The organism is Cyanobium usitatum str. Tous (genome assembly GCF_963920485.1).
GTDB lineage: Bacteria > Cyanobacteriota > Cyanobacteriia > PCC-6307 > Cyanobiaceae > Cyanobium_A > Cyanobium_A usitatum_A.
The window spans coordinates 1,047,812-1,069,482 of sequence record NZ_OY986431.1 but is presented as its reverse complement, the minus strand read 5'-3'; the positions used below and the strand labels follow the sequence as shown (position 1 = coordinate 1,069,482).

Sequence of the window (21,671 nt, the reverse complement as noted above, 5' to 3'; positions counted from 1 at the left end):
ACCAACTGCCCTGAACCCGTGAGCGAGCCCGCTGCCACTGCCTTGCTGGTGTTGGCCGACGGCACCGTGCTGCGCGGTGAGGCCTTCGGGGCCCGGGGCACGGCCATAGGAGAAGTGGTGTTCAACACCGGTATGACCGGCTATCAGGAGGTCATGACCGATCCGAGTTACTCCGGGCAGTTGGTCACCTTCACCTACCCCGAACTGGGCAATACCGGGGTCAACGACGCCGATCAGGAAGCGGATCGCCCCCATGTGCGCGGGGTGATCGCCCGCCAGCTTTCACCTTGTTCGAGTAGCTGGCGCTCAGAGGGTGATCTAGATGGCTGGCTGCTCCACCATGGAGTAGTTGGAATTCGCGCCATTGATACACGAGCTCTGGTGCGTCATTTGCGGGATGGCGGCGCAATCAACGGCGCAATTTGCAGTGATGGCACTTCGGCTTCGGCCCTGCTTAATCAAGTGCGCTCGGCCCCTTCGATGCAGGGCCTAAACCTGGCTGCATCTGTTACTACCCCTAATCCCTATCACTGGGATCAACCCTGTGGGGTGGCTTTTGATGCCCGCACGCAAGCCCAGCCCGATCGCCCTTACCGGGTGGTGGCCATTGATTTCGGCATCAAGCGGGCGATCCTCGAGCGTCTGGCGGCCCACGGCTGCGAGGTGACCGTGCTTCCAGCCGATGCCAGCTTGGAGCAGGTTCTCAGTTACAAGCCCGAGGGAGTTTTCCTATCGAACGGCCCTGGCGATCCGGCCGCCGTTAGCTCCGCTATTGAGCTCGCCAAAGGCCTTATCGCCCTGCCCAATCTCCCCCTGTTTGGCATCTGCCTTGGCCACCAGATCCTGGGGCTGGCCCTAGGAGGCACCACTTTTAAACTTGGCTACGGCCATCGCGGACTAAATCACCCTTGCGGCAGCCCAGGCCAGGTGGAGATCACCAGCCAAAACCATGGTTTTGCCCTTGTGCCCGAATCCCTGCCCGCCGACCGAGTGCGGGTAACCCACTACAACCTCAACGACCACACCGTGGCCGCACTGGAGCTGCTTGAGGCACCGGTGTTTGGCGTTCAGTACCACCCGGAGGCCAGTCCCGGCCCCCACGACGCCGACCATCACTTCGCGCGCTTCGCCGCCCTGATGGCCAGCCGCCGCTGACGCACTTTTGTTGCGTCTTCTGCAGCGGCAAATTTGCTCTCTACACTTCGCCCCAGAACAGATCGAGGACTGGAGCCATCAACGACCTGCAGCGATTGACGGTGTCCCTGAGAGGGGGCTTCGAGCAGCAGGCCCACTGCCAGCTGTTCCGCTTCACTGGCCAGCTGGATGCCTACTCCGACAAACAGTTCGGGGAATTTGTTGCCTCTCACCGCGGCAATGGTCAGCCTTTGGTGATCGATCTCAGCCACATCGACTTCCTCGACTCGTCCGGTCTTGGCGCTTTAGTCCAGCTCGCCAAGCAGTGCAACAGCGATCGGCAGAAGTTTCTGGTGGTTGGTAACGCCCGGGTTGTTCAAACCGTGAAGCTGGTGCGCCTAGAAGAATTTCTGCACCTTCAGTCCGACCTCGAAACAGCCCTTGGCAACCTCGCCGCTTGAGTCGGGAAAGGCTGAGCTGCGGCCCGCTTCGAGCTGGCTAGCTGGCCTCGCCCCCCATCCTCCCCAGGCCGAATTAGGCCCGCTACAGCTGGCCTGGCTGGGTGATGCGGTCTGGGAGCTTCATCAGCGCCTGCAGCGCTGTCAGCGTCCAGGGCGCTCCCACACCCTGCATCAGGAGGTTGTGCAGGTAGTGCGTGCCGATGCCCAGGCCCTGGCACTGGAGAAGCTTGATCAGCAGCTCACTGAGGCGGAGCGAGACCTGGTGCGCCGGGGCCGCAATCGGGCAGGCAGGGGGCCCCGGCGGGGGGATGCGGCGGCCTATGGCCAGGCAACGGGCCTTGAGGCCCTGCTTGGTTGGTTGTTTCTCCACGAGCCTGCCCGGTTAGCCGAGCTGCTAGATCACTTGAAGGAGATCGATCCATAACCTGCAGACAACGCCATGAGCCCACGATTTGAACGCCGTCCCGAGAAGCGGACGGGGGGCGGCGCCCGCGGGGCGGCTGGCCGCCCACCCCGCTTCAGCGGTCCTAAGCCTGAATGGCGCCGCGATGGAGCTGGTGAAGGCCGTGAGGGCAGAGAAGGCCGGGAGGGCCGGGAGGGCCGAGAAGGGCCAAGAGATCGGGAGCCACGGCGCGAGACCGGTGCCCGTCCCGCCCCCCGCGGTGTATCCCGCTTCCAGCCCCGCCGCGATGGGCCAGCCGAGCGCCCCAGTAGTCGCGGCGAGCGCCGCCCCTTTGAACGGCGTGGTGACGGTGAGCGTCCCTCCTTCGACCGTCCGCCTGCTCCCCGTTTTTCCAGCGATCGCTCCAGCTCAGACAGCAAGCCCTACGAGCGGCGACCCGGGGGTCGCTTTGAAGGTCGTCCCCAGGGCCGCCGTCCCGACTCCGCTCGCCCAGAGGGCCGTCGCTTTGAAGGGGGCGGGCGCTTTGAAGGAGGTGGGCGCCCTGATGGTCGACGTTTTGGTACTGGAAGCCGCCCCGCGACTGGCAGGTTCGCCGCCAAGCCGCTGATCGTCGACGCAGATAGCTTGCCCCCTAGCGGTGATGCCGAGCGCCACAGCGTCGATCCCAGCGCCGATTTGATCTGGGGCCGCCACCCGGCCCAGGCGGCACTGGAGAGCGGTCGACCGATTCACCGCGTCTGGTGCACCCCAGAAATGCGGTTTAGTCCCAAGTTTCTGCAGCTGCTGCGCGAGGCCAAGGCATCGGGCGTGCTGGTTGAGGAGGTCACCTGGGCGCGCCTTGGTCAGCTCACCGGTGGTGCCGTGCACCAGGGCATCACCCTGCAGACAGCGGCAGCGGAGACCCTTGATCTGCAGACCCTGATGGAGGGCTGCGCAACCATTGGCGAGCCGGCCTTGTTGATGGCGGTAGACGGTCTTACCGACCCCCAGAATCTTGGTGCGATTGTGCGCAGTGCCGAAGCCCTCGGTGCCCACGGCCTGGTTTTGCCCCAGCGCCGCAGCGCTGGACTTACCGGCTCGGTGGCCAAGGTTGCGGCAGGAGCTCTTGAGCACTTGCCTGTGGCACGGGTGGTCAATCTCAACCGCGCCCTCGACACCCTCAAGCAGGAGGGCTATCGGGTAGTGGGTTTGGCAGCCGAGGGCACCGTCAGCCTGGAGGAGGCCGATCTAGAGGGACCTTTGGTCATAGTCACCGGCTCTGAGGGTGATGGTCTCTCCATGCTCACCCGCCGCAACTGCGATCAGCTGGTGCGTATTCCCCTGCGTGGCGCCACACCAAGCCTTAACGCCTCTGTGGCTACCGCCCTGCTGCTCTACGAGGTGGCACGGCGTGGCTGGATGAAGGGTTTGAGTGGTTCCCAGCCCGCACCCCGTTTGGTGCGCCCCCAGCTGCCCGCTCCAGCCGCTAGCCAGCCGGATAGCTCTGCTGAGCTTTTGGACCATCAAGAGCCTGAGCTGGAGCCCGAAATTCAGCCAGCGGATCAGCCAGGGCAACCGGAAGACCAAATGGCAGAGCAGCCGATTGTTGCCGAGATTCCGGCCAACCAGGACCCGGTCATTGACCTGGGCATGGAACCAGCCGCCAGATCTGGTTTCCTTGGGGATATTCAACTGTGACGCCCCCCCTCAGTCCCGGTACCGACGCCGGGCAGAATGAAGAGCAAGCCGCTCCTGCCCCATGAATCCCCTGCTGTGGCCAGTGCGCAGCTGCGCCAATGGTTTGGGCCTGGCCTGGTGGGCACGGGTAGAAACCCACTCTCCCAACGCTGTTTATTGGTTTGGCCCCTTCGTGCGGCGCGGCACGCTGGAAAGCCAGCTGCCGGCTTTTCTGAACGACCTACGGGCCGAATCTCCCGGTTCTCTGGATCACCAGTTAATGCGCACCCGTAGGGGCGAGCCGCTCACCGAGCTCGACTGAGGCCTAGGGGCTGTTGCCGCTGGCTGATAGCGTCCAATTCAACTGGCCACAGGGTTGATGGGCATCGCTGATTCGCGCGAACAGGGGATTGTCGAATGGCGTCAACAACTGGAGAAGGGTGAGGTTTCAGCCCGTGAACTCACCGAACACCATCTGGCCCGCATCCAGGCGGTTGATCCCACTGTTCACGCCTATCTCGAGGTAACTGCCGAGCGGGCCAGGGCAGATGCGGACCGTATCGACGCCCGGCGCGCCGCTGGAGAAGCTTTGCCACCGCTGGCAGGTATTCCTCTTGCGATCAAGGACAACCTCTGCACCAAGGGGGTTACCACCACCTGCTCCAGCCGCATGCTGGAGCACTTCGTGCCCCCCTACGAGAGCACTGTTACCGACCGCCTCTGGCAGGCGGGAGCTGTCCTGCTTGGCAAGACAAACCTCGATGAGTTCGCCATGGGCAGCTCCACCGAGACCTCAGCCTTCGGCCCCAGCCGCAACCCTTGGAATCCAGACAGGGTGCCTGGTGGTAGCTCCGGTGGCAGCGCCGCCGCAGTGGCTGCAGGCGAGTGCATCGCTGCCCTTGGCTCCGATACCGGTGGGTCGATTCGCCAGCCCGCCTCCTTCTGCGGAGTGGTGGGATTGAAGCCCACTTATGGCCGCGTCAGCCGCTACGGCCTGGTCGCCTTTGCCAGCTCCCTCGATCAGGTCGGCCCGTTCACTACCTCGGTGGCGGATGCGGCCGAGCTGCTGCAGGTGATCGCCGGCGCGGATCCGCGCGATGCCACCTGCCTGCAGGCCCCGGTGCCCGATTACGTCGCCGCCCTTGACAAGCCTGTTGCTGGTTTGAGGGTGGGCATGGTGCGCGAGTGCTTCGAGGCTGAGGGCCTTGATCCCCAGGTGAAGGCTGCGGTGCTGGCGGCTGCCGCCCAGCTGGAGGCCCTGGGCTGCGAGCTGGTGGATGTGAGCTGCCCCCGCTTCAACGACGGCATCGCCACCTACTACGTAATTGCGCCTTCGGAGGCCTCTGCAAACCTGGCCCGCTACGACGGTGTCAAATACGGCTACCGGGCCCCGGATGCCACCAGCCTGGCCGAGATGACTGCCCGCAGCCGGGCTGAGGGCTTTGGCGACGAGGTGCAGCGCCGCATCCTGATTGGCACTTACGCCCTCTCGGCCGGATATGTGGACGCTTACTACAAGAAAGCCCAGCAGGTGCGCACCTTGATCCGGCGTGACTTCGACCGGGCTTTTGAAGCAGTGGATGTGCTGCTCACCCCCACTTCGCCCACCACGGCCTTTGGCTTTGGCGCCCACAGCGACGACCCCTTGGCCATGTACCTCGCCGACCTGCTCACGATCCCGGCAAACATGGCTGGCCTGCCTGCCATCAATGTGCCCTGCGGTTTTGATCTCGAGGGCCTGCCGATTGGTCTGCAGCTGATCACGGGGGTGCTTGAAGAGCCGCGCCTGCTTCAGGTGGCTCACCAATACGAACTGGCTGCCCAGGTGATGCTGGCTCGCCCTGTGGCCCCATTGGTGCCCTAGGCGCTGGCCCCAGATCTAGTGGTTTTGCCCTGTTATGGGGCGCAAATGACACTGGATCTTGCGTGGTCGCCTAGTTTGGGGAGGCTTCCGATGCCTTCCGGCTAGACCTGCCCTTGGCCTTCGTTCCGCTCCACAACCACAGCGACTACAGCCTTCTAGACGGGGCGAGCCAGTTGCCGGCGATGGTGGATCGGGCTGTGGAGCTGGGCATGCCAGCCCTTGCACTCACCGACCACGGTGTGATGTATGGCGCCATCGAGCTGCTCAAGCTCTGCACCAAGGCCGGGATCAAGCCGATCATCGGCAATGAGATGTATGTCATCAATGGCTCCATTGATGACCCCCAGCAGAAAAAGGAGAAGCGCTACCACCTGGTGGTGCTGGCCAAGAACGCGGTCGGCTATCGCAACCTGGTGAAGCTCACCAGCATCAGTCACCTACGCGGCATGCGCGGCCGGGGCATCTTTGCCCGTGCCTGTATCGACAAGCAATTGTTGAGCCAATACAGCGAAGGGTTAATCGTGGCAACTGCCTGCCTGGGAGGCGAAATTCCCCAGGCGATTTTGCAGGGCCGGCCCGATGCGGCGCGGGAGGTTGCCAGCTGGTATCAACGCACTTTTGGCGACGACTTCTACCTGGAGATCCAGGATCATGGCGGCATCGAAGATCGCATCGTCAACACCGGCATTGCCCGCATCGCTGCCGAGCTGGGCATTGAGCTGATCGCCACCAACGATGCCCATTACCTCAGTGCCAACGACGTAGAAGCCCACGACGCGCTGCTTTGCGTGCTTACGGGCAAGTTGATCAGCGATGTGAAACGCCTGCGCTACACGGGAACCGAATACATCAAGGGGGAGGCAGAGATGCTCTCCCTGTTCAATGACCATCTTCCTGCCGAGCTGATCGAGCGGGCTGTGGCCAACACAGCCAAGGTGGCCGAAAAGGTGGAGGCCTACGACATCCTCGGCCGCTATCAGATGCCCCGCTTCCCGATCCCAGCGGGGCACACAGCGGTGAGCTATCTCACTGAGGTGGCCGAGCAGGGCCTCCGGCAGCGTCTGCGGCTGGATAGTGGCGCTGGCTTCGAACCCCACTACGGCGATCGCCTCGCCTTTGAGCTCCAGGTAATGGAGCAGATGGGTTTTCCCACCTACTTCCTGGTGGTGTGGGACTACATCCGCTTTGCCCGAGACAACGGCATACCTGTGGGACCGGGCCGTGGTTCAGCGGCTGGTTCCTTGGTGGCCTACGCCCTGGGGATCACCAACATTGATCCGGTTACCAATGGCTTGCTGTTTGAGCGGTTCTTGAACCCTGAGCGCAAGTCGATGCCTGATATTGATACGGATTTTTGTATCGAGCGGCGTGGCGAAGTTATCGACTACGTCACTAAGCGCTATGGCGAAGAGAAGGTGGCCCAGATCATCACCTTCAACCGCATGACTTCAAAAGCGGTGCTCAAGGATGTGGCCCGCGTACTCGATATTCCCTATGGCGATGCGGATCGCCTGGCCAAGTTGATCCCCGTGGTGCGAGGCAAACCTGCCAAGCTCAAGGAAATGATCGGAGCCGAATCACCGGCGCCAGAATTTCGCGAGAAATATGAAAAAGATCCAGTGGTACAGCGCTGGGTTGATATGGCAATGCGTATTGAGGGCACAAACAAGACCTTTGGCGTACACGCGGCTGGGGTGGTAATTGCGGCGGAGCCCCTTGATGAATTGGTCCCCCTGCAGCGCAACAACGATGGCCAGGTGATTACTCAATACTTCATGGAAGATGTCGAGTCGATGGGTCTATTGAAAATGGACTTCCTCGGCCTCAAAAATCTCACAATGATCGATAAAACTGTCGATCTTGTGCAGCAATATAGTGGCGTTAAGGTTGATCCAGATGATCTGCCTCTTAACGATGCAGGTACCTACGCTTTGCTTGCCCGTGGTGATCTGGAGGGCATCTTTCAGCTTGAATCAAGCGGCATGCGCCAGATTGTGCGCGATCTCAAGCCTTCATCACTTGAGGACATATCTTCTATTTTGGCCCTATACCGGCCCGGTCCGCTTGATGCAGGCCTGATCCCTAAATTCATTAATCGCAAGCACGGTCGAGAGGCAATTGATGTAGCCCATGAAAAGCTTGAACCGATCCTAAAGGAGACTTATGGGATCATGGTTTACCAAGAGCAGATCATGAAGATCGCTCAAGAATTGGCTGGCTATTCCCTTGGCGAAGCAGACCTGCTGCGGCGGGCGATGGGTAAGAAGAAAAAGAGTGAGATGGAGAAACACCAGAGCCTTTTTGTAAGTGGCGCTACTGAACGTGGCGTCGAACCGCGAATAGCGGAGGCATTATTTGAGCAGATGGTTCTATTTGCTGAATACTGTTTCAATAAGAGCCATTCCACCGCCTATGGCGCGGTGACCTATCAAACCGCGTATCTCAAAGCCCACTACCCAGTTGCCTACATGGCGGCGCTGCTCACCGTAAATTCCGGTGACTCGGCCAAGGTGCAGCGATATATCGCCAACTGCAATGCTATGGGTATCGAAGTGATGCCCCCCGATGTAAATGCTTCCGGCATCGATTTCACACCCGTTGGTGATCGAATTCTGTTTGGACTTTCGGCCGTTCGCAATTTGGGTGATGGGGCGATTCGACAGTTGATTGAGGCCCGCTCTGGCGATGGTCGTTTCAACTCCCTGGCTGAGCTTTGCGATCGCCTTCCTGGTCAGCAGCTCAACCGGCGTGCCTTGGAGGCCCTAATCCATTCAGGAGCACTTGATGCCCTCGAGCCTCTGGGCAATCGCGCCCAATTGATGGCGGATCTGGATCTGGTGATCGACTGGGCCAGCTCCCGTGCCAAGGACCGGGCCAGCGGTCAGGGCAACCTCTTTGATTTGTTTGGCGCCACTGCCGCTGCCGATACTGCTGGCGGTTCCGATCCCGCCGGCCTGGCCGATATCAGCACCGCTCCCAAGGCTGCTCCGGTGCGCGACTATCCCCCCACAGAAAAACTACGCCTGGAAAAGGAGTTGGTGGGCTTCTACCTATCAGACCATCCCCTCAAGCAGTTGGCCCAGCAGGTGAAGTTGCTATCGCCGGTGGCTCTCGGCAATCTCGAGGTGATGGCCGACAAAGCCAAGGTGAGTGCAATTGTGATGGTGCCTGAGCTGCGACAGGTGAACACCCGCAAGGGCGATAGGATGGCTGTGCTTCAGCTTGAGGATCTAACCGGCAGCTGTGAGGCGGTCGTTTTTCCTAAAAGCTATGCCCGTTTAGCCGACCACCTAATGGTGGATGCGCGCTTGCTGGTGTGGGCTTCGGTGGATCGCCGCGATGATCGGGTGCAATTAATCGTCGAGGATTGCCGCTCCATCGATGATCTGCAGTTGTTGATGGTCGATTTACCCGCCGATCAAGCCGCCGACATCGCCATTCAGCACCGCCTGCGCGAGTGCCTACATCGTCACAAGCCACCGCAGGATGAGGCTGGCCTGCGAGTGCCTGTGGTGGCCCTGGTTCGTCAGGCGGGGCAGACCCGCTTTGTGCGGCTTGGCCCCCAATTCTGCGTAGGCGATGTGGGCGCTGCCCTTGATACCCTCATCGCTGCCGATTTTCAGGCCCGCATCAGCTCATCGCTTTTGGCGGCCTGAGCTGGTTGGCTAACTGCCTCCACCGTTGCGCATCGACCTAACCGAGCTGCGCAAGCGGCTGATGTTAAGTCCGATCTGCTCGGTGCCAAGCAAGCTGCCTGGCTTTTCTTCCCAGCTGGCGGAAAGCACGCCGAAGCTCAAGCCCAACAGCCCTAGAAAAAAACATCCAGCCGATGCCGCCAAGGTGGCACTGGGTGGAACGTCGAAGATTTGGCGACTTACTAACAGGTAGCTGCCAATAAATACGCCCATGCCCATCAAGGTGGGAATGCCCGTGCCGATTGCAATTCGGCGCGCCATGCGATTGGCAACCGCGTCAGGGATTACCTGCTGGCTGGGACCGAAACGCCGGGTCGGTTTTGGGTTGCCCTTGCCCGATTGGGCGCGACCCTGCATTCCCTTTCCAGCCATGGCTGCCTCGATCAGCCCCGGATGCCGAGCTTGGCGATCAAAGCGCTGTAACGCTCCTTGCTGATGCCATTTAGATAACCAAGCAGGCGCTTACGGCGTCCGATCATCTTCAGCAGCCCTTGGCGCGAAGAAAAATCGTGCTTGTTTTTCTGCAGATGGCCGGTCAGCTGGGTGACCCGCTCACTGAGCATGGCCACCTGCACTTCCACCGATCCGGTGTCTGTGCCATGGGTCTGGTGACCGTTGATCAGTTCCTGCTTTTTAGTGGTGGTGAGCGGCATGGGCTGGGGAATAAAACGCAGGCTGGGCCCGGTTTGGGGACCTACGGTGCAAGCATCCACCATACCTTCTGGCGGACATTGGTTATGCCCTTATCAGTCCATTGGGCGGGATAGCCAGCGCAGGCACTCTCGGATCCAATCTTCTGCCCCGGCCGACTCCCCCATGCCCACGGCGGCTACGGCGCGCAGGGCGCGATGGATTTCAAGGGCTTCGTAGCCCAGGGCAGCCAGGGTTAGCTGCACTTCATCACGGCCTTCTGCCGGCAGCAGGGGGCCGTCTGCCAGCGAATCCGGATCGCCGTGGTTTTCCAGTTGCCCCAGAAACCGCTGTTGCAGTTTGGTGCGGAGCTCGACAGCCAAGCGCTCGGCGGTGCGCTTGCCCACCCCGGGCGCCTGGCAGAGCCGGCGTAGATCGGTTTGCACGATGGCCTGCACCAACTCCCTGGGATCCATCACTCCCAGTAATCCCAGGCCCATTTGGGGCCCTACGCCGCTGACGGCAACCAATTCCCGAAACAGATCCCTTTCGTGGCGCTCACCAAAGCCGTAGAGAATCCAGGCGTCGTCGCGGATGGCCAGGTGGATGTGCAGCTCCAGAGCACTGCCCTCCACCGGCAGCTGCTGCCATTGACGCTGGCTCACCTGAACCTCGTAACCCACCCCCAGACACACCAGCAGCAGGCCGTAGCGCTTGTCCTGCTGCCAGGGATGGTTGAGTTGCCCTTGCAGCCAGCCGATCATGGAGTCAGTAATAGGTTCCCCATCGTGCCCGCCGTGTTCAGCCGTGCCCAGCCCCTGCTGCTTCGCCGGTTGAGCGCCTGGTTGCTGCCACTGCTGTTGATGGCTTGCGTAGTGCTGACTGGTTGCAGCGCTGCCGCTCAGCCGCCGCGATCGGTGTTGCTGCAGGCCCTTGAGTTGCAGATTCAGCTCACCCAGGGCGCCATCGCTGATGCCCTGGCCTTGGATGCCGGCGGCATGCCCGAGGTAAGCCGGGTGCGGGTGGCTCAGCAGCAGCCGATCTTGATTGGTGAGGCCAAGGGGCTGCGGCTGGAGGGCCAGTTCGACTGGCGCCTCGCTGGCGATCCGATCCGGGTGGACAGTCCCTTTGAGCTCTTCCTGCAGCGGGGAGAGCGCGGGCAAAGCTGGCGTTTGGCCCGCCCTGTGGGCCCTGCCCCATCTGCCGGGGCTGAAGACCAGCAGACCTGGATCACCGACCCGCTACCACTTAAGGCAAGGGGCTGATCAGCAAGACTTAAAGGATGGATACGAGCCCGCCTGCCTGGCTGCCTGAGATAGCCGCCCGCATCTACCCCGGTTGGGTGCAGCGCAAGGCGGTCACCCTGTGCAAACGGGATCAGAAACGTGGCGGCAGCAGCAACGTGCAGGAATACCGCATCGCCATTCACAACGCGGTGGTGACATCGGGCGGCCTCGACCACTGGACCGGCGAGCAGCTCGACTGGCATCTGATTGGCACCTACGACAACCGGGAAGCGGAAGCTGGAAGGGGCGCACACAAAAAGCAGTACGCCCTGCTTCCCACAATCGATCACCGTTCCAATCTCCCCGAGCCAGATTTCGTTATCTGCGCCTGGCGAACCAACGACGCCAAACACGACATGACGCCGGAGGAGCTGGTGGAGTTTTGCCGCCGGGTTCTCGCCCATGCCGAGGCTAAGAAGGCTTCTGTCGCTGACTGTGGCTAAGGCTCACCAGGGTGGCTGCCAGTACGAGGCCAGCCCCGGCGATGGTCCAGCTGTCGATTGACTCGCCAAATAGCAACCAGCCCCAGCCACCGGCAAACAGCACTTGCACGTAGCTGATCGCCGTTGCTCGCGCCGCCGGCAGGGCAGTGAGGCTGCGGGTCAAATACACCTGACCAAGCTGGGTGAATATCCCAACCCCGACCAGCCAAAGCAGCTCCGCTGGGGTGGGAAGCACGGGATTGAGGGCCACCAGGGGCAGGCTCAAGGGCAGAGCCACCAAGGGGAAGTAGAAGACGATCACCAGCGGGTGCTCGCTCGTGCCCAAGGAGCGCACGCTTACGTAGGCAAGGGCGGTGAACAGGGCACCGGCAACGGCGATCAGTACGGGAACAAGCGCCAGGGTCGCCCCCCCCTGCAGCAGGCCGGCCGGCTGGGCGACAAGCAGCACCCCGAGCCAGCCCAGGGCCATGGCCGCCAGCACGCGCTTGCCGATTGGCTCACCCAGCAGCAGCCAGGCCAGCAGGGCCGTGAACGGCGGGTAGAGGTACTGCAGCACCGTGGCCGCTGCCAGGGGCAAGGCCGCTAGGGCGGCATAAACACACAGCAGGGCGGCAGTGCCGATCGCTCCGCGCCAGATCAGTAGCAAGCGCCTATTGCCCCAAGCTGGAATCCCAGCTCGGTGCAGCAGCCACCAGCTCAGGGCCACGCTCACGATCGCCCGGGCGAACACCACCTCGGCGGCGGGAATGCGTCCTCCCACCTGCTTGACGCAAACGCCCATCAGCGAAAAGCTCAGGGCACTGGCCACCATGCCGAGCATGGCTTGCCTCCCCCGGTCAGAATCAGGCTTCGCTTCAGCGCCCACCGCAACTAGCCCCTTCCTTGAGCCTGCCGCGTCTCCACCCCCGCACGATTGAGGCCGTCAAGGAGCGGGCTGACATCGTTGATGTGGTGGGCGAGCACGTGGTGCTCAAAAAGAAGGGTCGTGAGTACGTAGGCATCTGTCCCTTCCACGACGACACATCGCCGTCGATGACGGTGTCCCCGGCAAAGCAGTTCTACTACTGCTTCTCCTGTGGTGCCGGCGGCAATGCCATCAAGTTTTTGATGGAGCACCAGCGTCAGAGCTTCAGCGATGTGGTGCTGGAGCTGGCGCGCAAATACCAGCTGCCAATCGAGACCCTCGATGGCCCCCAGCAGGAGCGGCTGCGCAAGCAGCTCTCCCGTCGCGAACAGCTGCACCGGGTCCTCACCCTGGCGGCTGGTTGGTTCCGCAGCCAATTGCACGCCCCTGAGGGAGCCGCCGCTCTCACCTATCTGCGCGAAAGTCGCGGCCTGAGTGAAGCCACCCTGGAGGCCTTCGAGCTCGGCTTTGCTCCCGACCGTTGGGATGGCCTGCTAATTCACCTGCAGCAGGTTGAGGGGCTGGGGCCGGAGCTGCTTGAAGAAGCAGGCCTGGTGGTGCCACGCAAGGGCGCCAGTTCCCAGGACGGCCGAGGTTTCTACGACCGCTTTCGCGGCCGGGTAATGGTGCCGATCAAGGACCGCCAGGGGCGGGTGATCGGTTTCGGTGGCCGCAGCCTCGATGGCGGCGAGCCCAAGTACCTCAACTCTCCGGAGACTGAGGTCTTCGAGAAGGGCAAGCATCTCTTTGGCCTCGATAAAGCCGCAGCCGCGATCCGTAAGGACGACCGAGCCGTGGTGGTGGAGGGCTACTTCGACGTGATCGCCCTGCACGCCGCCGGCATCACCAATGCGGTGGCGTCCCTTGGCACTGCCCTCAGTAGCCAGCAGATCACCCAGCTCTGCCGCTGCTGCGAGGGGCGGCGGATGGTGCTCAACTTCGATAGCGATGGCGCCGGTGTGCGCGCTGCCCAACGGGCCATCGGTGAAGTGGAGCAGCTGGCTTTGCAGGGCCAGCTGGAGCTGCGGGTGCTGCAGCTGCCCTCCGGCAAGGATCCCGATGAGTTTCTCAAGAGCCAGGGTGCTGGCGATTACCGGGCCCTGCTTGATCAGGCGCCGCTCTGGCTCGACTGGCAGATCGAGCAGGTGCTCGAGGGCCGAGATCTAGCCCGTCCCGACCAGTTCCAGCTTGCGGTGACGGCCCTTGTTGCCCTGCTTGGCAAGCTGCCCCAGAGCGCGGTGCGCAGCCACTATCTGCAGCGGGTGGCCGAGCGTCTCAGCGGTGGTCAGGCCCGTCTGGCGATCCAGCTGGAAGACGATCTGCGTCAGCAGGTCAAAGGCCAGCGCTGGCATGGCCGTTCCCAGAAGTGGGAGTTGCCGGGTGAGGCTGGGCTTCGGGAGCGGGCAGAAGCGGAGGTGTTGCGGATGTATCTGCATTGCCCCAACTACCGCAGTGCGATCCGGGTGGAGTTGCGGCAGCGCGAACTCGACGATTTCGCTCTCAAGCACCACCGCCTGCTTTGGGCTGCGATTAGCGGCCTAGAGGAGGTCAACCTCGGTGTGGGCCGGCTCGAGGCGATCAACCGAGGCCAAGACCCCGGCTCAGACCTCGCCGATCTTGATTTGCCCCGGTTGCTGGGCGATCAGCTGGTGGTGGAGCAGAGCGCCCTGCTCTCCAGGCTGACGCCTTTGCTTGAGCCTAATGAGCTGCAGCGCATGGCTTTTGGCCAGCCCCTGCTTCAGCTGCGCGGTGCCACGGCATCTCTGGAGCGCCAGAAGAGCGTCAAGCGCTGCCGGCATCTGCTGGATGCCTGGAGCAGTCAGCGGCTTGAGACCCTGGAGCGTTGTATTGCCCGGCTGCTGGAGCAAGAAAGGGAGGAGGCCCGGGCCACGGCCTCAGGCCTGGCACCGCTGAGCGATATGGAATCGCGCATCGAGGCCCTCTTCAGCGAACTCAACAGCGACGCCCTGCGCTTTCAGGAGCTCTATTACAACGAACGCAAACATCTCGAACATCTCGACTCCCAGCGCCGCGCTGGCTACGAGGAGGTGATGGATCAACCGGCGGCTTAATTAGCGGCAACCACCTATGTCTTGCCCTAAGACCTTTTCAGCACTCTGTTTTTCCTCTCGCTTTGATGTTTCTTCCCCGGCTTTCCCTATTTTTACTGCCATCTTTACTACTGCCTTTGTGGCTTACCCCTGCCGCGCTTGCCCAACCCTGCCCCTGCAGCTGTGAGCAACCCAGCCAGGGCGTGATCGGCCCAGATGGTCTGTGTCAGTGCCCCTGTGGGGTGGTGCCGATTCCCGGCATCAACGCCGAAACTCTCTCCGGCCCCCCAAAACCGCCGCAGGCAGGTGGCCCCACTCCTACATGGACCGTGGAACCGGGCTATGACGACGATTTTGGCGGCCCTTTCTGGGATGACTGGTGGTGATTTCACCAGAGCGTCAACAGGTGGGGCAGCCAGCCAACGTTGCGCAAACCCTCCACCAGTTCAATGATTGCCGCAATCCATACAAACCAGATGTCGCTGAGGATGTGGCGCGAAATAGACGCGGATTGCTGCTCCAACTTGCGGGCTCGCTGTAGAGCCCGCGATTGGGCCAGAAGCGTGGCACCCGCTGCTGATATTGGCGGAAGGATTCGCCGAATAGTTCTTCGAGCCGTCTTTCCTCCCTAGCCATAATCCCCGGGTAATAAAGACCAAATATCACCAGAAAGAGTAGCGGGTAGGCGAGTGTTTCGGTGCTGAGTCCCACCCCCACTAAACCAATGCAGCTGAATACATATAACGGGTTGCGACTAATCGAGTAGGGCCCCTCAGTGACCAGCTCTCCGTCCTTGCGGCCGGAGATAAAAAATGAACACCAGATCCGCCCTGTTGCTCCAATGGCCGCCAGGCCAAGGCCGGTGCTGAAAAGGAACGTGGCCACATTTTCATGGTGCAGCTCCCAGTGGCTCTGGGTGAGTGCTATCAGAATGAAAGCCAGTGCTGCCACCAATTTTGATAGCCCGGTGCGCTGGTGTTCCCACCAAGTCTTGCCGGGCGCCTTAGGCAATGGGGTCATCGGCCCGTCACAGTCAGCCTTGGTCTACTCCTTTCTTTGCTGATCCCCGCATACGCTGCCTACCTGCTGATTTCACCCTGGTTCCATGGGGTTTTTCGAGGTGTTCTGGGACGGTGAAGCCATCGGTGATGGCAGCGATCTTGAGGAAGCTCTCACCGCCTATCTCTCCGTGCAGCCTGAAGACAGCAGCTGGCCTGAGGCCTGCGCCGCTGCCAGCGCTCCTCCCTGCATCCGGCGCTATGCCTCGTTTGAGGCCTACCTCGACAATGCCGATGAACTGGAGACGATCACCGTTACTGCCGCCATGATCGAAGCGGCCTTGTTGCCATTGTGATCAGGCCCGCAGTGATCAGGCCCGCACCATCGGGATGGCGTCTAGGCGGGTGGTGGCCGCCCCAGACAGTCGTGAGCGCCGCATCCGCCAGGGGGTTTGCATTCCCGCAGCTGCCCATTGCACGGTGCCGCTGCCGTAGTGGCGGTTGAGCTGGTCGATGGTGGCCATCAGGGCTGTGCGACGGTGTTGCTGCTCCAAGGGCAGGGGCAGCAGCAAGTTGTGCTGGAGGGTCTCCTCGCCCCGCAGTTGCTGCAGCAGCACCCCCGCTTTGTGCAGGGGCTTGTGGGGGCTGAATAGCACTGCCACCAGGGGTAGGGCTGCCTGCAGCAGCACGGCGGTGTCATTGCTGGCCAGCGGCAGGCTCACCGTGGCGCTGTTGCTGTAAAAACTAGTGCCGTTGAAGGGGTTGCTGCGCACGAACACCGTGATTGCTCCAGCCCGTTGCTGTTGCCGCCGCAATTTCTCCGCCGCCCGGCTCAGGTAGGTAGCAACAGCCTCCCTCAGTTCGCTCTGGCTGGTGATCGGCTGGCTGAAGCTGCGGCTCACGCAGGTTTCCCGCTTGGCGGCCGGCAGGGTCTCTAGGGGTAGGCAGGCCATACCCCGCAACTCCTGCTGCAGGCGCAGTCCCACCACGCCGCAGCGGCGGCGCAGTTCGCCACTGGGCATGTCGCGCAGAGCCTTGGCATCGGCGACACCGCGCAGGCGGCACCAGCGGGAGAGCTGGCGGCCAATGCCCCAGACATCCTCGATAGCGACCGCTGCCAGGTGGGGGTCGGGGTCATCCATGCTGCCGAGGTCGAAGACACCCGTGGCGCGGGCCGTCGTCTTGGCAAGGCGGTTGGCGAGCTTGGCCAGCACCTTGCTGGGGCCGATGCCTACCGCCACCGGTAGACCTAGCTGGCAGAGCACGTGGTGACGCAGCTGCCGGCCCCAATCGTGCAGGCTGCGCTGGTCGGCGGGCCGACTGAGCTGACCGAAAGCTTCATCGATCGAATAGATCTCCAGAGCTTCCACCCAGGGCTCCAGGGTGGCCATCAGCCGCTGGCTCATGTCGGCGTAGAGGGCGTAGTTGGAGCTGCGCACCACCACGCCCTGGCGCTCCAGCTCGCGCCGCACCTGAAAGTAGGGCTGGCCCATGCGGATGCCGAGGGCTCGGGCCTCGGCGCTGCGCGACACGATGCAACCGTCGTTATTGGAGAGCACCACCAACGGCCTCCCCAGCACGGCTGGATCCAGCACCGCTTCGCAGGAGGCGTAGAAGTTGTTGCCGTCGATCAGCACGATTGCCTGGCGGCGGCGGCTCCAGGGTTCGCAGCTCATGGCGCTTTCAGGGTGCGGACCACGTGCAGGGCCACCGCCCAGATGCGAGCGCCATCAAAGCAATCCAGCTCTAGGGGCGGGTAGGCCGGGTGGGCTGCCTCCAGTCGTAGCCGGCCCTGGTGGGCTACTAGCCGTTTAAGGGTGAAGCAGCCATCCAGGCAGGCCACCACGATCTGGCCGGGGCGGGGCTCCAGGCCTCGATCGACGATCAGCAGGTCGCCGTGGTCGATTCCGGCTGCCTGCATCGATTCACCACTCACCCGCAGTAACACCGTGCTGGCATGGCAACGGATTAACTGGGCACTGAGACTGGCGCTGCCCGGCAATGGCGAGGAGGCTGGATGGGCTGGGTGTGCCAGGCGCGCGCCGCGGATCAAGCCACACTAGTTCAGGCGTACTGCTGCGCTGTCTTAATCCGGCTCGCCGGACTCGGGCGTAGTGGTCGTGAAGCGGCGGTAGAGCCAGGCGCCAGCTGCGCCCCACAGCAAGGTCCACAACACGAAGGTGGTGAGGGTGCCGAGCTGGCCGGTTTCGAGGGAATAGACGCCGGCCTGGATTAGTCCCGCATCGATCAGGGAGCCGCCGATGCCCCAGCCGAGCACCCAGCTGAACAAAAAGCCGATCGCCTGGAGATTGCCGGTCATGGGGTGGAGGTTAGGCGCTGGTTGAAGCGACGTATGAACAGTGCCAGCGGCATCGGACCGCAACGGCGTTGCCAGCCCAGCCCTTCCGGATAGCGCCGCCAGCAGGACACACGGCCACCGCGCCGGTCCAGGCAGATCAGGTAGCGGTAGGTAGCAGCAGGTGTAGGAGAAAGGGTTTCCGGTGCTGGCAGCGGCGCCAGGGGCAAGAAAACAGCATTCAGCTCCTGCCAGCTGCTGGGCGGCCTGCCACTGCTGCGCAGGGGCGAGCCAAGCAAGCTGGCCAGCTGCTGGGGGAAACCGGCATCTGGCAGCAGCCAGTGGCCCTGGCGGGATTGGCAGGGTTCAAGCAGGGAGATCACGGCGGCACAGGCCATGGGCAGAAAAGGACAGGACCCTTCTCCAGTGCCCGGCCTGTCCCACGGTCAGCGGCGCAGGCCCTATCCCACGCTGGCCATGTGGCGCATCAGGTCGAGGCACTTGCAGCTGTAGCCCCACTCGTTGTCGTACCAAGCCACAACCTTCACGAAGGTGTCGGTGAGGGCGATGCCGGCGCCGGCATCAAACACCGAGGTGCAGCTCTCGCCCAGAAAGTCGGTGCTCACTACCTCGTCTTCGGTGTAGCCAAGAATTCCGGCCATGGGGCCTTCGCTGGCAGCCTTCATGGCGGCCTTGATCTGGTCGTAGCTGGCCGGTTTGGCAAGGTTCACGGTCAGGTCCACCACCGACACATCGGGGGTGGGCACGCGGAATGCCATGCCGGTGAGCTTGCCGTTGAGCTCGGGGATCACCCGGCCAACCGCCTTAGCGGCACCGGTGGAGCTGGGGATGATGTTTTGGGCCGCGCCGCGGCCACCACGCCAGTCCTTCACCGATGGGCCATCCACGGTTTTCTGGGTGGCGGTGGTGGCATGCACCGTGGTCATCAAGCCATTGACGATGCCGAAGTTGTCGTGCAGCACCTTGGCGACAGGTGCCAGGCAATTGGTGGTGCAGCTGGCATTGGAAACCACGTCCTGGCCGGCATAGCTGCTGTGGTTCACGCCCATCACGAACATTGGTGTGGCGTCTTTGGAGGGAGCGCTCATCACCACACGCTTGGCGCCAGCATTGATGTGAGCGCGAGCAGAGTCGTCGGTGAGGAAAAAACCGGTGCTTTCAAGCACGTAGTCGGCGCCAACCTCACCCCACTTGAGGTTGTTTGGATCTCGCTCGGCGCTGATGCGGATCACCTGGCCATTCACCACCAGCTGTCCGTTTTCGACGGCCACCTCACCCTGAAAGCGGCCATGGGTGGAGTCATAACGGAGCATGTAGGCCAGGTAGTCGACCTCGATCAGGTCGTTGATACCAACGATTTCCACGTCCGCCAGGGTCATGGCACGGCGGAAGGCAAGGCGGCCGATGCGGCCGAAACCGTTAATGCCGATGCGAATGGTCATGGTGGAGCTCCCTAAACCCTGTGGCGAAAGTATGGGGGCACCATACGGGGGATGGATCAGCTCAGGGCCTGGCTCAGGGCCGCCAGACCAAACACTAGAAATAGGCCGCCACTGAGGCGATAGAGCAGGCGCTCATTCACCCATTGACCAATCCACTTGCCGGCGCCTACGGCCAGCCAGGTGACCAGGGCATGGCCTAACAGCGTGCCGGCGAGCAGGCCGCCAAAGCTGAATACCTGGGCCGGTGCAGTGGCCATAAAGATAGTAGTGAACTGGGTTCGGTCGCCTAGCTCAGCGATAAATACCAGCACGAAGGACTCCCAGATCACGGCCCAGGCCGTGTTGAAGACCTTGCTGCTTTCCGCCGTATTGATTACCTGCTCAGCCTCCGCCTTCTCCTCGGTAGCCGCATTGGCAGCCATGCCCTGGGCATCGATCAGCAGCTTGATGCCAAAGCTGAGGAAGAGCACGGCGGCCAGCCAGGGCACCAGGCTTTGAGGTAGCAGCTCCCTCAGGCCGTATCCAAGGGCCAGGGAGATCAGGGTGACCGCGGTTAGGGCGGCAAATGAGCCAATAAATACCCAGCGGGCGCGGTGGCGCACCGCCAGGATCAGCGCCATGAAAAAGGTTTTATCGCCCAACTCGGCCAGGGTGATGGCGGTGAGGCTGGAGCCGAAGGCAGCCAGGCTGGGGTCGCTGGAAAGGGGTGAAGCCATCACTTATCAATAGCTGAGGGCATGTCCTCCTCGTCCTCCAGCAGCAATTGCTGAAAGGCGGTATACAGATCGCCATATTCAGCTGCAGTGCGGCGATCGGCCCGCCCAGCGGTGTTGCGACCACGTAGCTTGGTGGGGCTGGCGGCAATGCTTGGCGCCGGCGCAGGGGTAGCGCACTGGCGGCGGCTCTCCAGCTCGCGCAGCCGCTCCATCAGGTGAGGTGGCACCTTGCCATCGGGGCTGACCTGCATCAGCTCGCGAAACAGGGCCTCCGGGTTTTGCTCAAGCTCCACTCGGTGGCGCTTATCGGTGGCTTTGGTTTGGCTTTGCTGAGTCGGCTCAGGCTTGGGTAGGGGTTGGGGCAGGCTGCGGCCTAGGGCTTGGAGGCGTTCGCGGCTACGGGCGTCGAAGCTCATCGATTAGCTCTCAGCTGCAGCCCAGGCTGGCGCGGGTGTCGCGGCCGGTCACCGGGTTGGTGCCACTGGCCAGGCCACAAAGGGTTTTCAGCGCATCACCCCGCAAAGGCACATTGGTGAAATCTGCCCCCTCAATCACCACATTGGTGAATTTGGTGTTGAAGGCAAAGGCGTCTTCCAGCACTGCATTGGTGAGGTTGGTGCCATCGAAGATCGCCGAATCAAGCGTTGCCTCTTTCAGGTTGGTATTGCTTAGGTCAGCGTCCTGAAGCTTGGCGCCAAACAGGCTGGCTCCCTGCAGGTCCGAGCCGGCAAAGGTGGCGTCCCGCAAATTTGTGAGGTTGAAGGTGGCGCCCCTCAGATCCTGGTCATGAAAATCAGCGCCGATTAGCACCTGCTTGGCCACATCCATGGCCGCCTGGGCGGGCAGGGGGGACGACAAGGCAAAACCAATGGCACTGGCCAGGGCGAACAACAGCGCCAGCACCCCGCCGGCCAGGCTGCGCGGAGAACGACCGGAACGGGATCGACCGGAAGATGAAAGTGGCAACATGACAGCTGGGTGGCTACTTCCAGCCTAGGCAGGGCACCTAGCAGCGCACTGCGTGGGAACCCTGGAGGCCGCTGCTCCAGGCCAATGGCTCGCACCACTGCACGCCGCCAGGGCGACTGGGCCGAGCAGCGGGTGCTGCGCCTACTGCTCGGCAGGGGTTGGCGTTTGCTCTCCCGCCAGTGGTCATGTCGCTGGGGAGAACTGGATCTGGTGCTGGAAAAAGGGAGGCGCCTACTGGTGGTGGAAGTGAAAGGTCGCAGCCGTTGCGGGCCAGATAGTTGGGGTGCCGGTGCCTTGCGCCGCGGCAAGCGGCAGCGGTTGGAGCGAGCCTGGCGCTGCTGGCTGGAGGAGCATCCGGTTTGGGCGGAGAGCTCGGTGGAGCTGGTATTTGCCTTGGTGCCCCTTGCACCGGCGCCCGGACCTGTCCGCTGGATCCGCGCCGATCACTGATCGGTAGTGGCCGCTGGCGCTGGCTGGCTGAACTCGACGGTGCATAGGTAGCGATAGTTGCCCATCCCTACCTCCGTTTCCTGGCAACGCTCAGCGGTAACAACCGCACCTGCTGGAAGCTGCTGCCGGGCCCGTTCAATGGCGTTGCTTTTGTCCCAGATCGAGGATGCGGTGACGCTGCCTGCTTGAGCGGGGAGGGTCAGGAACGGCAGAGCGGCAACCATGGCCGCCGCGCAAATCAAAGCCTGCGGA

Annotated in this window: 26 protein-coding genes; 12 read left to right on the top strand and 14 right to left on the bottom strand. The window is 62.5% G+C overall.

Features of this window, described 5'->3' with window-relative positions; all coding sequences use genetic code 11:
- The first annotated feature begins 18 nt into the window (after positions 1-18).
- The 7 genes from carA (at position 19) to U9970_RS05720 (ending at position 9,174) form a co-directional block, all read left to right on the top strand.
- Entirely contained in the window at positions 19-1,155 is a 1,137-nt protein-coding gene (gene carA / locus U9970_RS05750) for a glutamine-hydrolyzing carbamoyl-phosphate synthase small subunit (RefSeq protein ID WP_322765703.1), read from the top strand.
- A gap of 95 nt (positions 1,156-1,250) precedes the next feature.
- The gene (locus U9970_RS05745) at positions 1,251-1,595 is read left to right on the top strand and encodes an STAS domain-containing protein (RefSeq protein ID WP_322765702.1); all 345 of its coding nucleotides are present in this window, start codon (positions 1,251-1,253) and stop codon (positions 1,593-1,595) included.
- Between the two features lie 16 nt (positions 1,596-1,611).
- Positions 1,612-2,019: a ribonuclease III domain-containing protein gene (locus tag U9970_RS05740; RefSeq protein ID WP_322766044.1), complete on the top strand. Its 408-nt coding sequence runs from the start codon at positions 1,612-1,614 to the stop codon at positions 2,017-2,019.
- Between the two features lie 15 nt (positions 2,020-2,034).
- Positions 2,035-3,675, top strand: a complete 1,641-nt coding sequence (gene rlmB / locus U9970_RS05735) for a 23S rRNA (guanosine(2251)-2'-O)-methyltransferase RlmB (RefSeq protein ID WP_322765701.1) — start codon at positions 2,035-2,037, stop codon at positions 3,673-3,675.
- A gap of 61 nt (positions 3,676-3,736) precedes the next feature.
- On the top strand, positions 3,737-3,976 hold the full coding sequence (locus tag U9970_RS05730; RefSeq protein WP_322765700.1) for a DUF1816 domain-containing protein: 240 nt from the start codon (positions 3,737-3,739) through the stop codon (positions 3,974-3,976).
- Positions 3,977-4,033: 57 nt separating this feature from the next.
- Positions 4,034-5,518, top strand: coding sequence for an Asp-tRNA(Asn)/Glu-tRNA(Gln) amidotransferase subunit GatA (gene gatA / locus U9970_RS05725; RefSeq protein ID WP_322765699.1), 1,485 nt, complete (start codon positions 4,034-4,036; stop codon positions 5,516-5,518).
- A gap of 113 nt (positions 5,519-5,631) precedes the next feature.
- Positions 5,632-9,174 carry a DNA polymerase III subunit alpha gene (locus tag U9970_RS05720; protein WP_322765698.1) on the top strand — a complete coding sequence of 1,181 codons (3,543 nt, stop codon included), beginning with the start codon at positions 5,632-5,634 and terminating at the stop codon, positions 9,172-9,174.
- Between the two features lie 9 nt (positions 9,175-9,183).
- On the opposite strand, the gene U9970_RS05715 is transcribed toward U9970_RS05720, so the two are convergent.
- The 3 genes from U9970_RS05715 to ruvA form a co-directional block, all read right to left on the bottom strand.
- Positions 9,184-9,570, bottom strand: a complete 387-nt coding sequence (locus U9970_RS05715) for a PAM68 family protein (protein ID WP_322766043.1) — start codon at positions 9,568-9,570, stop codon at positions 9,184-9,186.
- Positions 9,571-9,596: 26 nt separating this feature from the next.
- A complete protein-coding gene (rpsO, locus tag U9970_RS05710; RefSeq protein WP_322766042.1) occupies positions 9,597-9,866 on the bottom strand; it encodes a 30S ribosomal protein S15 in 270 nt (89 codons plus the stop codon).
- A 93-nt stretch (positions 9,867-9,959) separates the two neighbouring features.
- Positions 9,960-10,607 (bottom strand): Holliday junction branch migration protein RuvA, encoded by a 648-nt coding sequence (ruvA, locus tag U9970_RS05705; protein ID WP_322765697.1) that lies wholly within the window; start codon positions 10,605-10,607, stop codon positions 9,960-9,962.
- A gap of 21 nt (positions 10,608-10,628) precedes the next feature.
- Here ruvA and U9970_RS05700 point away from each other — a divergent pair, with 21 nt between their 5' ends.
- Complete coding sequence (locus tag U9970_RS05700; protein WP_322766041.1) at positions 10,629-11,108, top strand: hypothetical protein; 480 nt, start codon at positions 10,629-10,631, stop codon at positions 11,106-11,108.
- A 17-nt stretch (positions 11,109-11,125) separates the two neighbouring features.
- A complete protein-coding gene (locus U9970_RS05695; protein WP_322765696.1) occupies positions 11,126-11,572 on the top strand; it encodes a hypothetical protein in 447 nt (148 codons plus the stop codon).
- Here U9970_RS05695 and U9970_RS05690 read toward each other — a convergent pair.
- Complete coding sequence (locus U9970_RS05690; protein WP_322765695.1) at positions 11,541-12,392, bottom strand: DMT family transporter; 852 nt, start codon at positions 12,390-12,392, stop codon at positions 11,541-11,543. The genes U9970_RS05695 and U9970_RS05690 overlap by 32 nt on opposite strands.
- 62 nt (positions 12,393-12,454) lie before the next feature.
- Here U9970_RS05690 and dnaG point away from each other — a divergent pair, with 62 nt between their 5' ends.
- Entirely contained in the window at positions 12,455-14,548 is a 2,094-nt protein-coding gene (gene dnaG, locus U9970_RS05685; RefSeq protein WP_322765694.1) for a DNA primase, read from the top strand.
- Positions 14,549-14,926: 378 nt separating this feature from the next.
- Here dnaG and U9970_RS05680 read toward each other — a convergent pair whose 3' ends face one another.
- Positions 14,927-15,547: a methyltransferase family protein gene (locus tag U9970_RS05680; protein WP_322765693.1), complete on the bottom strand. Its 621-nt coding sequence runs from the start codon at positions 15,545-15,547 to the stop codon at positions 14,927-14,929.
- 85 nt (positions 15,548-15,632) lie between these two features.
- Between U9970_RS05680 and U9970_RS05675 the strand changes: the two genes are divergently transcribed.
- The gene (locus U9970_RS05675) at positions 15,633-15,881 is read left to right on the top strand and encodes a hypothetical protein (protein ID WP_322765692.1); all 249 of its coding nucleotides are present in this window, start codon (positions 15,633-15,635) and stop codon (positions 15,879-15,881) included.
- 15 nt (positions 15,882-15,896) lie between these two features.
- Here the strand turns inward: U9970_RS05675 and U9970_RS05670 are convergent, their stop codons facing one another.
- The 8 genes from U9970_RS05670 to U9970_RS05635 form a co-directional block, all read right to left on the bottom strand.
- Positions 15,897-17,201: a Y-family DNA polymerase gene (locus U9970_RS05670; RefSeq protein ID WP_322765691.1), complete on the bottom strand. Its 1,305-nt coding sequence runs from the start codon at positions 17,199-17,201 to the stop codon at positions 15,897-15,899.
- The gene (locus tag U9970_RS05665) at positions 17,198-17,578 is read right to left on the bottom strand and encodes a LexA family protein (protein WP_407653087.1); all 381 of its coding nucleotides are present in this window, start codon (positions 17,576-17,578) and stop codon (positions 17,198-17,200) included. The genes U9970_RS05670 and U9970_RS05665 overlap by 4 nt, the downstream gene beginning before the upstream one ends.
- A gap of 33 nt (positions 17,579-17,611) precedes the next feature.
- Positions 17,612-17,845: a hypothetical protein gene (locus tag U9970_RS05660; protein WP_254936852.1), complete on the bottom strand. Its 234-nt coding sequence runs from the start codon at positions 17,843-17,845 to the stop codon at positions 17,612-17,614.
- Entirely contained in the window at positions 17,842-18,219 is a 378-nt protein-coding gene (locus U9970_RS05655) for a hypothetical protein (protein WP_322765690.1), read from the bottom strand. Before U9970_RS05655 ends, U9970_RS05660 begins: the two co-directional genes overlap by 4 nt.
- Before the next feature lie 63 nt (positions 18,220-18,282).
- Positions 18,283-19,284, bottom strand: coding sequence for a type I glyceraldehyde-3-phosphate dehydrogenase (gene gap, locus U9970_RS05650; protein WP_254942453.1), 1,002 nt, complete (start codon positions 19,282-19,284; stop codon positions 18,283-18,285).
- A 56-nt stretch (positions 19,285-19,340) separates the two neighbouring features.
- Positions 19,341-20,000 carry a TMEM165/GDT1 family protein gene (locus tag U9970_RS05645; RefSeq protein ID WP_322765689.1) on the bottom strand — a complete coding sequence of 220 codons (660 nt, stop codon included), beginning with the start codon at positions 19,998-20,000 and terminating at the stop codon, positions 19,341-19,343.
- The gene (locus tag U9970_RS05640; RefSeq protein ID WP_322765688.1) at positions 20,000-20,416 is read right to left on the bottom strand and encodes a hypothetical protein; all 417 of its coding nucleotides are present in this window, start codon (positions 20,414-20,416) and stop codon (positions 20,000-20,002) included. Before U9970_RS05640 ends, U9970_RS05645 begins: the two co-directional genes overlap by 1 nt.
- Positions 20,417-20,426: 10 nt before the next feature.
- Positions 20,427-20,969: a pentapeptide repeat-containing protein gene (locus U9970_RS05635; protein WP_322765687.1), complete on the bottom strand. Its 543-nt coding sequence runs from the start codon at positions 20,967-20,969 to the stop codon at positions 20,427-20,429.
- 84 nt (positions 20,970-21,053) lie between these two features.
- Between U9970_RS05635 and U9970_RS05630 the strand changes: the two genes are divergently transcribed.
- Positions 21,054-21,419 carry a YraN family protein gene (locus tag U9970_RS05630; protein ID WP_322765686.1) on the top strand — a complete coding sequence of 122 codons (366 nt, stop codon included), beginning with the start codon at positions 21,054-21,056 and terminating at the stop codon, positions 21,417-21,419.
- On the opposite strand, the gene U9970_RS05625 is transcribed toward U9970_RS05630, so the two are convergent.
- Positions 21,413-21,643, bottom strand: a complete 231-nt coding sequence (locus tag U9970_RS05625; protein ID WP_322765685.1) for a hypothetical protein — start codon at positions 21,641-21,643, stop codon at positions 21,413-21,415. The genes U9970_RS05630 and U9970_RS05625 overlap by 7 nt on opposite strands.
- Positions 21,644-21,671: the final 28 nt, after the last annotated feature.